The sequence below is a fragment of the Pseudarthrobacter sp. Pseusp20 genome, from assembly GCF_059492155.1.
Map to the genome: position 1 here is coordinate 4,297,492 of NZ_CP168521.1, position 14,384 is coordinate 4,311,875.

Genomic DNA, 14,384 nt, shown 5'->3' on the forward strand with positions numbered 1-14,384 from the left:
GTCCGTTCTAGGTGGTGAATGCTGTGGAAGAGGCGCTCCGGAACCGGTCCGGAACATTCCCGCTGCCGGTGGCCAGGTCCGCTGCCCACCGGCCGATCAGGGGTGCGAACTTTGCCCCGTGCCCGGAGCACGGCGAGACGACGGTGAGGTTGTCCACGCGGTCGATGAGGAAGTCCTCGTTTGGAGTGTTGGTGAACAGGCAGGTGGTTTCGGCGTACGGTTCCGGGTCCAGGCCGGGCAGGCAGCGGCGCACGTAGTCCACCACCCGTGCGCGGTTGGCCGGGTCCACCCGGCCCGTCTGGCCTGCCGCGGAAGGAATGAGCCTGCCGCCGTTGTATTCGGCGACTTTCTGGCCCGCGAACCCGGCATCCCGGCCCCCGGGCAGACCGTAGGCCTGGATGTCCGCCGCCTTGTGGATGAACGTCGGCCAGGGGCCCGCACCCGGGGCTGCGCCGCCGTCGTGGTCCCTGTACCGGAAGTGGAACGCCTGCTCCTGCCGGACGGTGATCGCCGGGAGCGCGGCCAGGAAGCCCGCCGGAAGTGACAGGGAGCCCAGCAGCTCCGGCAGCCAGCCGCCCGCGCTGACCACCACGTGGCCCGCGTCGAACGTTTCCCCGGTGGAGGAGAAGAGGCGGTAGCCGGTGCCGTCCCGCTCAATGCTCTCCAGGTGCCAGCCCGTCAGTAGCCGCGCCCCCTTCCTGACGGCGAGGGACACCAGGGCGTTGACCGCGGTTTCGGCGTCGATCACGCCGGCGCCAGGGTGCCAGAGGACCTCCGTGTCGAAGGCGATCTGCGGCCACCGCTTCCGGGCGTCCGCGGCGGAGAGGAGTTCGTGGTCAATTCCGACGTCGGCGAGCACCTTGGCGAGCAGGTCCGGTTGCCGCCTGGACCCGTGGTCCACCGCCCCGAAAGGTGTGATCAGCTCCGTGCCGGCATCCAGGGCGAGCCTGTCCCACAGGACTTTCGAGTCCAGCACCGCCTGCGTGTAGAACGGGTCCGGGTAGGCGTAGCGGAAGATCCGGGCGGATCCGTGGGAACTGCCGTCGTGCGCGGCGGGGATGTCGCGTTCCAGCAGGGTGACCTGGTGGCCGCGGGATGCCAGTTGCCAGGCGGTGGCGGCGCCGGCCAGGCCGGCACCCACCACCACATAGTCGGAAGCCTCGGTCATCAGAAGCCCCCTTGGCCTGCCCCCGGGATCCAGCTGGTCCCGGCCAGCGGCACCCGGGCCATGGCGGCCGCCTCGATGGTCAGTGCCACCAGGTCCTCCGGTTCCAGGTTGTGCAGGTGCGACTTTCCGCAGGCCCGGGCGATGGTCTGGGCCTCCATGGTCAGGACGCGCAGGTAGTTGGCCAGGCGCTTGCCGGCAACCACTGGGTCGAGCCGGGAGGACAATTCGGGGTCCTGGGTGGTGATGCCGGCGGGGTCGCGGCCGTCCTGGAAGTCGTCGTAGAAGCCGGCGGCGGAACCCAGCGCGGAGTATTCGGCAGCGTAGCGGGGATCGTTGTCGCCCAGCGCGATCAGCGCCGCGGTGCCGATGGCCACGGCGTCGGCACCCAGGGCCATGGCCTTGGCGACGTCGGCCCCCGTCCGGATTCCGCCGGAGACGATGAGCTGGACCTTGCGGTGGACGCCGAGTTCCTGGAGGGCCTGGACGGCCTGCGGGATGGCGGCCAGGGTGGGGATGCCCACGTTCTCGATGAACACCTGCTGCGTGGCGGCGGTCCCGCCCTGCATCCCGTCCACCACCACCACATCCGCGCCGGACTTCACTGCCAGGGCGGTGTCGTAGTACGGCCGGGAGGCGCCGATCTTGACGTAGATGGGGGTTTTCCAGTCGGTGATTTCACGCAGCTCGCCGATCTTGATTTCCAGGTCGTCCGGGCCGGTCCAGTCCGGGTGGCGGCTGGCGGAGCGCTGGTCGATGCCCACCGGCAGGGTGCGCATCCCGGCGACGCGTTCGGTGATTTTCTGGCCCAGGAGCATGCCCCCGCCACCGGGCTTGGCGCCTTGGCCCAGCACGATCTCGATGGCGTCCGCCTTGCGGAGGTCGTCAGGGTTCATGCCGTACCGGGACGGCAGGTACTGGTACACCAGGTGCCTGGACTGGCCGCGCTCCTCGGGCGTCATGCCGCCGTCGCCCGTGGTTGTGGAGGTTCCCACCTCGGATGCGCCGCGCCCCAGCGCTTCCTTGGCGTTGGCGGAGAGGGCGCCAAAGCTCATGCCGGCGATGGTCACCGGGGTCTGCAGGTGCAGCGGGCGGCTGGCGTACCGGTCGCCGAGGACGACGTCGGTATCGCACTTTTCGCGGTAGCCCTCCAGCGGGTAGCGGGACATGGAGGCGCCGAGGAACAGCAGGTCGTCGAAGTGCGGGACCTTGCGCTTGGCGCCCCAGCCGCGGATGTCGTACACGCCGGTGGCGGCCGCGCGCTGGATGTCGGCGATGGTGGCGCGGTCGAAGGTGGCGGACTCGCGCAGGCCAAGCTCAGCGATGTCAGGGGCGGGCATGGAGGTAATGGTCACGGTAGCCTCCTAGTAGGCAGTCGAATTGTCGACGTGGAAGTGGTAGAGGTTCCGGGCTGAGCCGTAGCGCTTGAAGTCGGCCGGGTTGTCGGTACGCCCGGCGGCGGCGAGCAGTTCCGCGAGCTCGGCCAGATGCTCATCTCGCAGCGGCTTTTCGACGCAGTCCGCGCCGAGGGAGGCCACCGTGCCTTTGACGTAGATCCGTGCCTCGTAGATGGAGTCGCCCAGGGCGTCACCGGCGTCGCCGCAGACCACCAGCCGGCCGGCCTGGGCCATAAAGGCGGACATGTGGCCGATGTTGCCGCCCACCACGATGTCCACGCCTTTCATGGAGATCCCGCAGCGGGCTCCGGCGTTGCCGTCGATGACCACCAGGCCGCCGTGCCCGGTGGCCGCGGCGGACTGGGACGCATCCCCCGTCACATGGACCTTCCCGGACATGATGTTTTCCGCCAGCCCGACGCCGGCATTGCCGTTGATGGCCACGCTCCCCTTTTGGTGCATCCCGGCTGCGTAGTAGCCGGCATGGCCGTCGATGGCCACCGCGATGTCCGCGTCGATGCCAACGGCCAGGCTGTGCTTCCCGCCGGGGTTGGTGACGGTCCAGGACTGGCCGTCTTCGGCGTCGTGGATGGCCTGGTTCAGTTCCCGGACAGAGCTGATGGCCAGGTCAACCACTACCTGCCCGGCATCGGGGGCGGCCGTCGGGGCGAAAGTTTCGGGGGCCGTCAGAGTGACCATGTGTAGACCTTTCCGGGTTCCGGTTCAAAGATGCGGGCGTTGTCGATGCCGGGCAGCCCGGCCAGGGCACGGTATTCGGAGGCCATGGCCACGTAGTCGTCCGTTTCGGCGATGATGGCCGGCTTGCAGGCGATGGGGTCGCGGACCACGGCCATGCTGTCCGCCGTGGTGACCACCAGCGTGTAGAAGCCGTCCAGGACCTTACCCAGGTTCACCAGGGCTTCCTCGAGGGTGTCGCCCTGCTGCAGGCGGGAGGCTACGTATCGGGCGCCCACCTCGGTGTCATTCTCGGAATCGAACACCACGCCTTCGCGCTTGAGTTCCCGGCGGACGGTGGCGTGGTTGGAGAAGGAGCCGTTGTGCACCAGGCAGAGGTCGTCGGCCACGGAAAAGGGGTGCGAGCCCCCGGCGGTGACGGCTGACTCGGTGGCCATCCGGGTGTGGGACAGGCCCTGGCTGCCGGCCATCGCCTCAAGTCCGTGCTCGGCGGCGATCTCCATGGGATGGCCCACGCTCTTCATCACGGCCACGTGTTCGCCACGGCCAATGATGGTGGCGGCGGGCAGGGTTTCGCCGACGGCCTTCACCAGGAGGTCCGTCCCGACGCCGGCACTCACCAGGGTGGTGTCACCCACCACGCGGACGGCTGCTGCCGCGTCCAGCGGGAGGAGGACGGCCACGCCGGCGGTGATGGCCGCCGGCGTCATTCCCTGGTCCTTGCCCAGGAGGCTGAGGGTGGAGGTTCCGGGGGAAACTAGGCCCGGGGTGTTGTAGACGGCCAGGCCGGCCGAGTCTGGTCCGCGGTCCACGATCTGGCAGAGCATGGAGGACAGCAGGGCGCCCATTTGGGGGTGCAGCGAGGGATTGCGCAGCTGCAGCGCGGCGATTCCGCACATGGAAAGTCCTTTTCTTGGATGTGTGGGTTGCTAAATCGAGGTCAGGTACGTGCGGATTTCCCAGTCGCTGACCTGGTTGTGCCAGCTGAGGAATTCCTCTTCCTTGGCGTCCGCGTAGTAGCCGCCGACGGCAGGATCCCCGCTGAGACTGGCCAGGATCACGGGGTCCTTCCGCAGTGCTTCCACGGCGTGGAGCAGCGTGGCCGGAAGGAGATGCGCGTCGGGTTTGGACTCTCCCGGCCCGGACGGCCGACCCGGATCCAGGGACTTCTCCACGCCGTCCAGCCCGGCGGCAAGGGCGGTGGCGATGGCCAGGTACGGGTTGGCGGAGCCGTCGCCGGAGCGGAGCTCGATCCGTTTGTTGTCCGGCACCCGGATCATGTGGGTGCGGTCGTTCCCGCCGAAGGATGCCTTCCGCGGCGACCAGGTGGCACCCGAGGAGCTGGTGGTGGCGCCGGTCCGCTTGTAGGAGTTCACGGTGGGGGCGAGGAAGGCCTGCAGCGCAGGAGCATGTTCCAGGATCCCGGCGATGAACGAACAAGCCAGGCCGGAAAGCCCGAGGCCGCGGCCGCCGTCGTCCGTTCCCTCACTGGGGAACAGCGGATCGGAACCTGCCCACAGCGAAAAGTGGAAGTGCAGGCCGGTGCCGGTGCGGTCGGTGAACGGCTTGGGCATGAAGGTGGCGGTCATGCCGCGCTGCCCGGCCAGGATATTCAGGATGTAGCGGAGGGACACCACGCGGTCCGCCGTGGTCAACGCGTCCGTGAAGTTGAAGTTCTGCTCGAACTGGCCGGCGGCGTCCTCGTGATCGTTCGCATAGTTGCCCCAGCCCAGGGAGTTCATCGCCTCCGAAATGGAGGTGAGGTGGTCGTACATCCGGGTGACGCCGCGGGCGTCGTAGCAGGGGCGGGGCGAATCGTCCCTGTCGTCGGCGGTACTCAGCGTCCCGTCGTCGTTTTTCTTCACCAGGAAGTACTCCACCTCGGCGCCCACCTTGGCCTGCATGCCTTTCTCCGCCAGGCCGGCCAACGTGTTCTTCAGGATGACGCGCGGGGCGTAGGGCCAGGGCTTCCCGCCCACATGCGGGTCGCAGTGGATGATGGCCAGGCCTTCCTTGATGAAGGGGACCGGGGTGAAGGACGCCAGATCGGGAACAGCGATCAGGTCCGGGTCCTGCGGCTTCTGCCCCATCAGGCCCGCGGCATAGCCCGCGAACCCCATGGCGCCGTCCTCGAGTTCAGCCGCGGCCTCCACCGGGACCAGCTTGGCGCAGGGCTTCCCGGTCATGTCCACGAACGTGGCCAGCAGGAAGCGGACGTTGTGGGCCCGCGCAATATCGGCCAGGGAGATGGTTGGTTCTTCGGCCGGCGCGGGCGCCTTCAGGCCGCCTTCTGGCATTGGGGTCACAGCAGGGGTTGCGACACTCGTCATCGAAACATTCCTGTCAGGGTTGGCGTTAGCTATCAGTAAACCTTGTTGCACCAGATTAGCCAAGGGGTGATTTCGTGCGTCGGACAGGAACGTTAAATGCATGTTTCAGCCGACGGGAAGGGATGGGCATGATGGTGGCCGCAGCAGCCGGCCCGCCGCACCCGCAACGGCGGCTAAGCTGAAAATCGCAACCACGGGGTGGAGGGCGGCTTAGGCCAGTGGCCGCGGAAGGACGAATCGGAATGGCTCGAGCAACTGTGCAGGACGTCGCCAAAACGGCGGGAGTGTCCGTCGGCACGGTATCGCGCGTGCTGAATGGAAGCCCGGCCGTGAGCGCGTCAAGCAGGGAAAAGGTGGCCGGTGCCATCCGGCAGCTCAACTACCGCCCGCTCGCCTCCGCACGCGACCTGCGCCGCGACCGCACCATGCGCATCCTGGCGCTCTCGAAAAACCTCGAGTCCCCCGTCATCAGCGAAGCGTTCCGTGGCTTCGGTGACGCCGCGGCCTTGTCCGGCTATGTCAGCCTGATCGCCCCGACGTCCGGCGACCTCGAGCGGGAACAGCAGCTCGTGGATATGCTGCGCAACGGGTCCGTGGACGGATTGATCCTGTTTTCCCCCACCATGCCGGACGGCGACGTTGAAGCGCTGGCTGAGCAGCTGAGCGTTGTCCAGGTCTGCGAGATCGTCGATTCCGAGGCAGCGTTCGGTGTATCCATTGACGACCGGCAGGCCGCTTACGACATTACGCGGCACCTCATCGGGACAGGCGCCCGGCGGCTTGCCATCATCGGCAACCGGGCTGCCCGCTCCGGCAGGCTGCGCGAACAGGGGTTCCGGGAGGCCCTGTCCGAGGCGGGCCTGGCCGCGGAACAGGGCCTGTTCGCCAACGGTGACTTCGATTTCCACGCCGGCCGCCGCCTCACCAGGGAACTGCTGGCCATGGACCGCCTGCCCGATGCCGTGTTCTGCGGCAGCGACACGGTGGCGGCGGGCTGCGTCCGGGAAATCATCGACGCCGGCCTGCGGGTGCCGGACGATGTGGCGGTTGCCGGCTTCGATGATTCCATCCAGGCGGAGATGTGCATCCCGGAGCTCACCACCATCCGGCAACCGGCCTACGACCTGGGCCGCGTGGCCTTCGAAGCACTCCTCGAACGGATGACCGGCCCGGCCCACCGCCGCGGCCGGACATTCCTCCCGCACGAGCTCGTCATCCGGGATTCCACAAAGAACTGACAGGGGTTGACTCCCCGGGGCAGTTCCTGAAAGGATTTTGGAATCGATTCCAAAACCTCTGCGATCCACCATTCAAACCACTTTGGAATCGATTCCATGACCCTCACCCCAACGCCGCCCGGAAAAGGAAAGAACCTCGTGAACAACCAGCAAACCCCCGTCCAGCAGCCGCCAGCGCCAGGAGGAAACCCGGAACTGCGCGTGGGTGTGGTGGGCATTGGCTGGGCCGGCCAGCAGCACCTCAAGGCCTATTCCGAGCTGGACGGTGTCCGCATCGTGTCGCTGGCCGGGATGGAGCAGGAGCTCCGTGACTCCCTGCAGGCCGAGTACGCCATTCCCAACGGTTTCGCCGGATGGGAAGAGATGCTGGACCACGGCGGCCTGGACGCCATCAGTGTGGCAGTGCCCACCTTCCTCCACGCACCCATCGCCATCGCCGCCCTGGAGCGGGGAATCCACGTGCTGAGCGAAAAGCCCATCGCGCGCAACGCCGTCGAGGGCCAGGCCATGGTGGACGCCGCCCGCAAGGCAGGCCGTGTCCTGGACGTCGCCTTCAACCACCGCCGGCGCGGCGACATCCAGGCGTTGAAGGAAGTGATCGACGACGGCGGGCTGGGCCGGCCCTACTACGCCAAGGCCTCCTGGCTGCGCCGCTCCGGCATCCCGACGCTGGGAAGCTGGTTCACCAACCCCGAGCTTGCCGGCGGCGGACCGCTGGCGGACATCGGCGTGCACGCGCTGGATTACGCCCTCCACCTCCTGGGCGAACCGAAGGTGCTGGCTGTCTCCGCCGCCACCCACTCGGAGCTTGGCCCGCAGGGCAGGGGTGGCGGCAGCCGGTATACGGCCCTGGCCACCAGCCACGCGTTCGAGGTGGAAGACTTCGCGTCAGCGTTCCTCCGGCTTGAGGGCGGCGGCACACTGCTGATCGAAGCGGGCTGGGCCACCTACCGGGAACAGGACGACCTGCTCGATTTCACGGTTTACGGCACCGACGGCGGCGCGGAGCTCAAGGTGCACGGCGCACCCTTCCCGCCGGTCGGCCAGCTCCGGGTGTTTACCGACAAGGACGGCGAATCCGCAGACTACGTGCCGGCTGTGCTCCCGGGCCGCGCGCATGACGCAGTGGTGGAAGACTTCGTTACGGCAGTGCGCGGCGGCGACGCCGTTTGGGCCGGGCATGACGGCTCCCTCGCGCTCTACCGTGCACAGATCATCGACGCGTGCTACCAGTCCGCACTGGAGCAGAGGGAGGTTCGTCTCTAATGAACGGCAAACTGAGGATCCGGGTGTGGAATGAGGGCGTCCACGAGGCCATCAACGAGCCGTCGCACATCGGGGAGATCTATCCTGACGGCATCCACGGTGCCATTGCGGCAGGACTTCGTTCCTACTTCCCGGACGCTGACATCACGACGGCGGTGCTGGCTACCGACGACCAGCACGGCCTTGACGAGGAGGTGCTTGCGGAGACGGACGTCCTGCTCTGGTGGGGCCATATGGCCCACGCCGAGGTGGGCGACGCCGTCGTCGAACGCGTCCACCGGCACGTGCTTGGCGGCATGGGACTGATTGTGCTCCATTCGGGGCACTTCGCGAAGATCTTCACCAAACTCCTGGGCACCAGCTGCTCCCTCGCCTGGCGCAACGACGGCGGGCGGGAACTGGTCTGGACCGTCAAGCCGTCCCATCCCATCGCCGAAGGCGTGGACAGTCCCATCGTCATTCCCGAACAGGAGATGTACGGCGAGCTGTTCGACATCCCGGATCCGGACGACCTGATCTTCATCAGTTCCTTCGCGGGCGGCGAGGTGTTCCGCTCCGGCGTTACGTTCACCCGGGGCAAGGGCCGCATCTTCTACTTCAGCCCCGGCGACCAGGAGTACCCGGTGTACCACCACCCGCAGATCCAGCGGGTCCTGGCCAACGGCGTGAAGTGGGCCGCCCAGCCGGAGCTGGCCCGTTCAGCCCCGGCGGTGACCAACCCTGCCCGGGAGTGGTTCCAGGAGTAAAAGCGTCATTGACATCGGGTCCGTCCGGGAGCACATTGGGAGCGTCGCACACGGGGCCGGCAGGTTCTGGACGGGCACATCCCGCCCTGCCGGTCCCCTTTCCCGGCGCACACAGCCCCGGACGAACTCAATAACCACTCCTTATGAAGGAGCCAGAAATGCCCGCAGTAACGGTCACGGACCTTGCAACCAAATCTTTCGACGAGCCCGATGAGAAGCGCCGCCCACCCAAGACCCAGGTGGATGTGGTCAGCATTGGCGGCGCCACCCTTGGCCGGTTCACCTTCGAGCCCGGCTGGCGCTGGTCTGAAACCGTGAAGACGGTGGTCAAGACGGACAGCTGCCAGAACAACCATCTGGGCTTCTGCACCGGCGGCACCTTGACGGTGCAGCTCAACGATGGAACGCAGAAGACCATCCACGCCGGTGACGCCTATTCCATCCCGGCCGGGCACGACGCCTGGGTGGAGGGCGGCGAGACGTTCGTTGGGTATGAAGTCATCAGCGCGGCCGAGTACGCCAAGCCCGCCTGATTCTGCGGAAGCACGGCGACCCGGCAGGAAAGGGAGGTCCCCCAGACCTCCCTTTCCTGCCGCCGGGGCCCTACCGTTGAGGGGAACACGACGATCGGAGAGCAATGAAAGTCACCGTCATCGGCGGCAGCGGCCACATCGGTTCGTTCCTGGTCCCCCGGCTGGTCCGCGCAGGCCACGAAGTCACCAACATCAGCCGCGGCACCAGCGCCCCCTACACGGACACGCCCGAATGGCAACAGGTCCACCAGGTCACCGCGGACCGGCAGGAGGAAGACCGGGACGGAACGTTCGCCGAGCGGGTGTCCGCGCTCAAGCCGGATGCCGTGGTGGACCTGGTCTGCTTCACCCTCGAATCTGCGGCGGCGCTGGTGCACCGGTTGCGCGGCGAGGTGGGGCACCTGCTGCACTGCGGCTCCATCTGGCGCTACGGGCAAAGCCTGAAGCTGCCCATCCGGGAAGGTTCGGATTCCGCCGCAGCACCCTTTGGCGACTACGGCATCCAGAAGAACCGGATCGCGTTGATGCTCAAGGAAGAGACCGCCAGCGGAGGCCTGGCAACCACGTCGCTGCACCCCGGCCACATCGTCGGTCCGGGGTGGCACCCCGTTGGCCCGCTCGGAAACCTGGATCCGTCCGTCTGGCAGACGCTCTCCGCCGGCCAATCCCTCCGGATCCCCGGCAGCGGCGCGGAACTGATGCACCACGTGCATGCCGACGACGTCGCCCAGGCTTTCGAAAAGGCCATCGCGCAGCGGGAGGCGGCCGCCGGCGAGGACTTCAACATCGTGGCCCCCACAGCCCTGACCGTGCGTGGCTACGCGGACATCGCGGCTGCCTGGTTCGGGCACGCCGCCGTGCTGGAGACGGTGACGTGGGACCGCTTCCGCGAAAACACCTCCCGGGACTACGCCGAGTCCAGCTGGGGCCACCTCTACCGCAGCCACTGCTTCAGCATTGAAAAGGCCGCGTCCGTGCTGGGTTATGCGCCCCGGTATGAGCCGGAGCAGGCCGTCTTCGAATCCATCCAATGGCTGGTGGAGCATGAGCGGCTGCACGTCGCCCGGCCCCTGGGCGTCCCCGCGGGCTGACTCCGGCCGGGCGGCACCCGCTAAACGGGCACCCGCCGGAGCCGTGCCACCAGCGCGGCGGCCAGCAGGGCTGTCGCCAATTCCAGTGCGATGACCAGCAGCAGTTCCGCCGCGCCGTCCGCAGGGGCAACGGACGACGGCGGAGCGCCGGCATGGGCGTGCCCCGCACCGCCCGCGGCCAGCAGCAGAAAAGCGTGCACGGCGGCCATGGCCACTGCAGCGGCGGTGACCTGGTGCAGGGCGCCCACGCGGCTGTGCCGCCAGATGTGGACCGCGCACGGCATGCAGATGGCGGCGAGTGCCAGCATGAGTACACTCAGCCACACCCCATGACGGCCGGCAGCGGCCAGCCACAGGTGTGCCGCGCAGCAGACGGCGGTGACCACGGCCACCAGCCGCGGATGCAGGACCGGACCCCTGGCACCGGCCCGTCCTGCCGCCGTCGTGCTCCCTGCCGGCGCAAGGAGGTCAGTGGCAGGAGCCACCGCTGCCGCCCTCGGTGTGGCAGGCCGCAGCCTGCATGTTCGGATTGGCCGGGACATCCAGCACCGGGCTGCGGTCGAAGAAGCCCTCGGGACGGAGCTTGAAGCCCACGGTGTCCACGGGCATGATGGGCCAGTCCTCCACGCGGGGGAAGTGGGTGAGGCCAAAGGTGTGCCACACCACGATGTCCTGCCCGTCGATATCGCGGTCCTGCGCCACGTAGGCCGGCAGACCCGCTCCCCCGGCGTGCTGGTTCACGAAGTCGCCCGTGGGGTAGCGCTCGTCCTCGGCGTAGCGGGTGACCCACAGGTCCTTGGTGGCGAACGCGGCCCGGCGGGCGATGGAGGAGCCGGGATCCGCCAGCAGGGTGGGCTGATTGTGGGAATGCAGCTTGTAGCCCACGGGTTCGCCCAGCCGGTTCCGGGAGTCCGGGTTGGAGATGATCCAGGTCCGGCCGGTGCGCGCGTCGGCCTCCCGGACACCCTGTGATTCACGGGCCAGGACGGTGCGCCTGCGGGAGAAGGCATTGCCCCGCTCATTGCCGGGTCCCATGGGCTGGCGGACCACATCCTCCTCCTCCACGCGGTTGGTGAACCCGTCGATGGCCATGTCCAGCCGGGCACTGAAGAGGTGCTGATGGAAGGGCGCGCCCAGCCCGGGTGCCAGCTGCGAAATGTTATCCGAGCCGCCCTCGGGGAAGGCAGACGTGAAGACAATGCCGGTGGCCTTGGCCTCGAATTCGATGGTGCCGTCCAGGTAGAGGTACCAGTAGAAGCCGTAGTCGTAGTTGCCGATGGTGGTGAAGAAGGAAATGACCAGGCGCCGGTTGCGGCGGGTGTAGGTGACGCCGCTCCAGAGGTCCGAGTGCTTGGAGAGGATGCTCCAGTCCTCCTCGTGCATGCAGATGCCGTTGCGGATTTCCCGGGGGTTGCCAAAGGCATCGGAGATGACGGGGCTCAGGTAGGTGATCTCGCCCAGGCAGTCGCAGCCCAGTTCCAGGGAGTTGGCGTACTGGCCCACCAGGTATTCGCCGGTGTCGAAGTAGTTCTGCCAGGACCGGACCGGTGACGGGTCACCGTACGGGACCACCATCTCGGCGATGGACGCCCGGTTGATGATGGGCCGCTTCCGGCCGCCGTCCTGGAAGGCAAGGTTGTGCAGGACCACGCCTTCGCGGACATCGAACCCCACATCCACGCTCCACTTTTCCCACTCCACGTGGTTGCCGCCCGTCACCGTGAAGCTGGGCCCCTCCGGCTGGGTAATGCTGATGGGTTTCTGGGTGGTCCGCAGCGGCCCGGTCAGTTCCGGGTCCGTGTAGTTGCCGTGCTCGGCCGGGATGGGCATCACGCCGAGGTCGATCACCTGGGTGACCTCCTTGCTGACCACGTCCACATAGGCCACCAGGCCGTCCACGGGGTGCGCCCAGGCGCTGTCCTCCGGGAACTCCTGGACGAATGCCAGCCCGCGCAGGATGCGCCGGCCCTTCTCCCCGGCATATTCGAAGACACCGGCGGACAGCGGAGCCACGCGGACTTTCTCCACGGCGAGACCGCGGTCCGCCAGCGCCTTGAGCCACCGTTCATCGGTGGCCAGCAGGGACTCCACCACTTCGAATTCCTCCTCCAGGACCGGCAGTTCGCCGGTCACCGCGGTGTCGAGTTCGACGGCGGAGGCCACCTTTTGGTGCGTGGCGGAGACAATGACGTCGCGTGGGGCCGCGCCGGAGACGTCGTGGATGAACACACGGAAGCGGCGGTCCGCGGTTTCCGGAGCCGCGCCGCGGGCGGGATCGAGCAGGCCAAGGTAGGCGATCCTGTGCTGCGGGCCCAGGTGGCCTTCCGCCTGCAGGATGGCCCGAACCTGCAGGATTTCGGCGGCGGTTGCCAGGCCAAAGGCGGAGACAGTTTCGGTTGGGGCAGGCGTCATGGGGGTGAACCTTTGTCCGGGCCGTTTCCGGCCACTGGGTTTATTTTCTATAGTTGTAGAGAATAAACGTCCGTAACATGGCTCACAAGAGGCTGGACCAATATTTTTTCGGGGAGTGGCCGCAGTGCCCAAGATTGTTGACCATGACGAGCGGCGCCTGGAACTGGTGGATGCCACCTGGCGGATCATTGCCCGGCAGGGTCTCGAAGGCGCCACCATGCGGGAGATTGCCATGGAGGCAGGATTCGCCAACGGCGCACTGAAACCCTACTTCCCCACCAAGGACACACTGCTGGAGTTCGCATTCAGCCATGTGTTCAACCGCACCAACCAGCGGATTGCAGAGGTCACGCAGGGCAAGTCCGGCCTCGCCGCACTCCGGGCCTTTTGCCTTGAAGTGCTCCCCCTGGATGAGGAGCGCGTCAACGAGGCACGGATTGTTATCCCGTTCTGGCAGAGGGCGGTCAACGATGCCGAAAAAGCCGGGATCCACCAGCGCTCCATGGACGAATGGCTGGCTGCCATCCGGCGCTACCTGGCGGAGGCGAGGGACAGCGGGGACGTGACCGCCGCCGTCGACGACCACGTCCTGGCCGGCCAACTTTTGAACATGCTCCTCGGCGCGCAGATTGAGGCTGCCCTTGCGCCGGAGGGCAGGACGGACTTTGGACACGCCGCCCAGCTTGAGGGCTACCTTGCGCTGCTCGGCAAAAATCCCGCGGGCAAATGAGCGCCATACTCGAAAGTATGCTTACTATTGAGGGGTCAGGTTCTGGTTCACACCGGAGCGAGCACGAACTGTAAGGAGCATCTCCATGGGTTTGGATGACAAGATTGGCAACGCAGCAGAGAAGCTCGGCGGCAAGGGCAAGGAAGCTGCCGGAAACGCCACAGGCGATGAAAGCCTGAAGGCCGAAGGCCAGACAGACCAGGCAAAGTCGGACCTCAAGCAGGCCGGCGAGCACGTCAAGGATGCGTTCAAGAAGGATTAATCGACGCTCGCGTAATGGGTGCAGCTCCAGCAGGAGCTGCACCCATTGTCGTTTTCAGGGGAATTCGGCTCCGGCGCCTTCGGCGGGCGGCCCGTTCCTCATGTCCCGCAGTTCCTGCAGCAGCTTCAACTGTTCGGCATTGATGTTCATGAGCATTTCTATCTGCGCCGCCGCCCTCACGTCCGTCTCATAGTCATGCTGCGCCATCGCCGAGGCAATGGCATCCTGGCGCTTGGCCGCGATCAGCAGGATGGCCCCCTGCAGGCCGGCCAGCATGGACAGGAAAAGGTTCAGGAGGATGTAGGGATAGGGGTCCCACGCACTGGTTGCCAGGACGTAGGAGTTCAGGGCAGCCCACAGCATCATGAAAGCCAAAAAGATGCCCACGAAGGGCCAGCTGCCCATCCCGTTCCGGAGGGTGTCCGCGGCCCTTTCGCCAGGGGTGAGCCCTTCCTTGTGCCGCCGGTGCCAGTTGACTCTGATGTCCGCCATGGACCCAGACTATGTCCCGCCAGCCC

Annotated in this window: 15 protein-coding genes; 7 read left to right on the top strand and 8 right to left on the bottom strand. The window is 67.0% G+C overall.

What is annotated here, in order from left to right:
* Positions 1-7: 7 nt before the first annotated feature.
* From ACEN9K_RS19970 to glnT, 5 genes are read right to left on the bottom strand one after another with little or no spacing between them, the layout of a single operon-like run.
* Positions 8-1,168, bottom strand: a complete 1,161-nt coding sequence (locus ACEN9K_RS19970) for an FAD-dependent oxidoreductase (protein WP_056391821.1) — start codon at positions 1,166-1,168, stop codon at positions 8-10.
* Positions 1,168-2,505, bottom strand: coding sequence for an FMN-binding glutamate synthase family protein (locus tag ACEN9K_RS19975; RefSeq protein WP_056392081.1), 1,338 nt, complete (start codon positions 2,503-2,505; stop codon positions 1,168-1,170). Before ACEN9K_RS19975 ends, ACEN9K_RS19970 begins: the two co-directional genes overlap by 1 nt.
* Positions 2,506-2,529: 24 nt before the next feature.
* Positions 2,530-3,261, bottom strand: coding sequence for a GltB/FmdC/FwdC-like GXGXG domain-containing protein (locus ACEN9K_RS19980; protein ID WP_134165052.1), 732 nt, complete (start codon positions 3,259-3,261; stop codon positions 2,530-2,532).
* Complete coding sequence (locus ACEN9K_RS19985) at positions 3,249-4,157, bottom strand: class II glutamine amidotransferase domain-containing protein (RefSeq protein WP_488315509.1); 909 nt, start codon at positions 4,155-4,157, stop codon at positions 3,249-3,251. The genes ACEN9K_RS19980 and ACEN9K_RS19985 overlap by 13 nt, the downstream gene beginning before the upstream one ends.
* Positions 4,158-4,187: 30 nt before the next feature.
* Positions 4,188-5,555: a type III glutamate--ammonia ligase gene (gene glnT, locus ACEN9K_RS19990; protein WP_495635733.1), complete on the bottom strand. Its 1,368-nt coding sequence runs from the start codon at positions 5,553-5,555 to the stop codon at positions 4,188-4,190.
* A gap of 275 nt (positions 5,556-5,830) precedes the next feature.
* Here glnT and ACEN9K_RS19995 point away from each other — a divergent pair, with 275 nt between their 5' ends.
* The 5 genes from ACEN9K_RS19995 to ACEN9K_RS20015 all read left to right on the top strand — a co-directional run bounded on the left by ACEN9K_RS19995 (position 5,831) and on the right by ACEN9K_RS20015 (position 10,462).
* Positions 5,831-6,826, top strand: coding sequence for a LacI family DNA-binding transcriptional regulator (locus tag ACEN9K_RS19995; RefSeq protein ID WP_223992860.1), 996 nt, complete (start codon positions 5,831-5,833; stop codon positions 6,824-6,826).
* A 96-nt stretch (positions 6,827-6,922) separates the two neighbouring features.
* Positions 6,923-8,092: a Gfo/Idh/MocA family protein gene (locus tag ACEN9K_RS20000; RefSeq protein ID WP_495634927.1), complete on the top strand. Its 1,170-nt coding sequence runs from the start codon at positions 6,923-6,925 to the stop codon at positions 8,090-8,092.
* Complete coding sequence (locus tag ACEN9K_RS20005; RefSeq protein ID WP_134165048.1) at positions 8,092-8,838, top strand: ThuA domain-containing protein; 747 nt, start codon at positions 8,092-8,094, stop codon at positions 8,836-8,838. The genes ACEN9K_RS20000 and ACEN9K_RS20005 overlap by 1 nt, the downstream gene beginning before the upstream one ends.
* 158 nt (positions 8,839-8,996) lie before the next feature.
* On the top strand, positions 8,997-9,371 hold the full coding sequence (locus ACEN9K_RS20010; protein WP_018770049.1) for a cupin domain-containing protein: 375 nt from the start codon (positions 8,997-8,999) through the stop codon (positions 9,369-9,371).
* 104 nt (positions 9,372-9,475) lie between these two features.
* On the top strand, positions 9,476-10,462 hold the full coding sequence (locus ACEN9K_RS20015; protein ID WP_495634928.1) for an NAD-dependent epimerase/dehydratase family protein: 987 nt from the start codon (positions 9,476-9,478) through the stop codon (positions 10,460-10,462).
* A gap of 20 nt (positions 10,463-10,482) precedes the next feature.
* Here the strand turns inward: ACEN9K_RS20015 and ACEN9K_RS20020 are convergent, their stop codons facing one another.
* Positions 10,483-10,947 carry a hypothetical protein gene (locus ACEN9K_RS20020; RefSeq protein ID WP_223992876.1) on the bottom strand — a complete coding sequence of 155 codons (465 nt, stop codon included), beginning with the start codon at positions 10,945-10,947 and terminating at the stop codon, positions 10,483-10,485.
* A complete protein-coding gene (locus tag ACEN9K_RS20025; RefSeq protein WP_495634929.1) occupies positions 10,931-12,874 on the bottom strand; it encodes a primary-amine oxidase in 1,944 nt (647 codons plus the stop codon). The genes ACEN9K_RS20020 and ACEN9K_RS20025 overlap by 17 nt, the downstream gene beginning before the upstream one ends.
* Before the next feature lie 124 nt (positions 12,875-12,998).
* Here ACEN9K_RS20025 and ACEN9K_RS20030 point away from each other — a divergent pair, with 124 nt between their 5' ends.
* Together ACEN9K_RS20030 and ACEN9K_RS20035 are read left to right on the top strand one after the other, a co-directional pair.
* A complete protein-coding gene (locus ACEN9K_RS20030; protein ID WP_056392088.1) occupies positions 12,999-13,604 on the top strand; it encodes a TetR/AcrR family transcriptional regulator in 606 nt (201 codons plus the stop codon).
* A gap of 85 nt (positions 13,605-13,689) precedes the next feature.
* A complete protein-coding gene (locus ACEN9K_RS20035) occupies positions 13,690-13,866 on the top strand; it encodes a CsbD family protein (protein WP_018770044.1) in 177 nt (58 codons plus the stop codon).
* Between the two features lie 54 nt (positions 13,867-13,920).
* On the opposite strand, the gene ACEN9K_RS20040 is transcribed toward ACEN9K_RS20035, so the two are convergent.
* Positions 13,921-14,358, bottom strand: a complete 438-nt coding sequence (locus ACEN9K_RS20040; protein WP_018770043.1) for a DUF1003 domain-containing protein — start codon at positions 14,356-14,358, stop codon at positions 13,921-13,923.
* Positions 14,359-14,384: the final 26 nt, after the last annotated feature.

Excerpts from the sequence above, each read along its gene's own strand:
- ACEN9K_RS19970 (WP_056391821.1), bottom strand. The coding sequence starts at position 1,168 with ATGACCGAGGCTTCCGACTATGTGGTGGTGGGTGCCGGCCTGGCCGGC.
- ACEN9K_RS19975 (WP_056392081.1), bottom strand. The coding sequence starts at position 2,505 with ATGCCCGCCCCTGACATCGCTGAGCTTGGCCTGCGCGAGTCCGCCACC.
- ACEN9K_RS19980 (WP_134165052.1), bottom strand. The coding sequence starts at position 3,261 with ATGGTCACTCTGACGGCCCCCGAAACTTTCGCCCCGACGGCCGCCCCC.
- ACEN9K_RS19985 (WP_488315509.1), bottom strand. The coding sequence starts at position 4,157 with ATGTGCGGAATCGCCGCGCTGCAGCTGCGCAATCCCTCGCTGCACCCC.
- glnT (WP_495635733.1), bottom strand. The coding sequence starts at position 5,555 with ATGCCAGAAGGCGGCCTGAAGGCGCCCGCGCCGGCCGAAGAACCAACC.
- ACEN9K_RS19995 (WP_223992860.1), top strand. The coding sequence starts at position 5,831 with ATGGCTCGAGCAACTGTGCAGGACGTCGCCAAAACGGCGGGAGTGTCC.
- ACEN9K_RS20000 (WP_495634927.1), top strand. The coding sequence starts at position 6,923 with ATGACCCTCACCCCAACGCCGCCCGGAAAAGGAAAGAACCTCGTGAAC.
- ACEN9K_RS20005 (WP_134165048.1), top strand. The coding sequence starts at position 8,092 with ATGAACGGCAAACTGAGGATCCGGGTGTGGAATGAGGGCGTCCACGAG.
- ACEN9K_RS20010 (WP_018770049.1), top strand. The coding sequence starts at position 8,997 with ATGCCCGCAGTAACGGTCACGGACCTTGCAACCAAATCTTTCGACGAG.
- ACEN9K_RS20015 (WP_495634928.1), top strand. The coding sequence starts at position 9,476 with ATGAAAGTCACCGTCATCGGCGGCAGCGGCCACATCGGTTCGTTCCTG.
- ACEN9K_RS20025 (WP_495634929.1), bottom strand. The coding sequence starts at position 12,874 with ATGACGCCTGCCCCAACCGAAACTGTCTCCGCCTTTGGCCTGGCAACC.
- ACEN9K_RS20035 (WP_018770044.1), top strand. The coding sequence starts at position 13,690 with ATGGGTTTGGATGACAAGATTGGCAACGCAGCAGAGAAGCTCGGCGGC.
- ACEN9K_RS20040 (WP_018770043.1), bottom strand. The coding sequence starts at position 14,358 with ATGGCGGACATCAGAGTCAACTGGCACCGGCGGCACAAGGAAGGGCTC.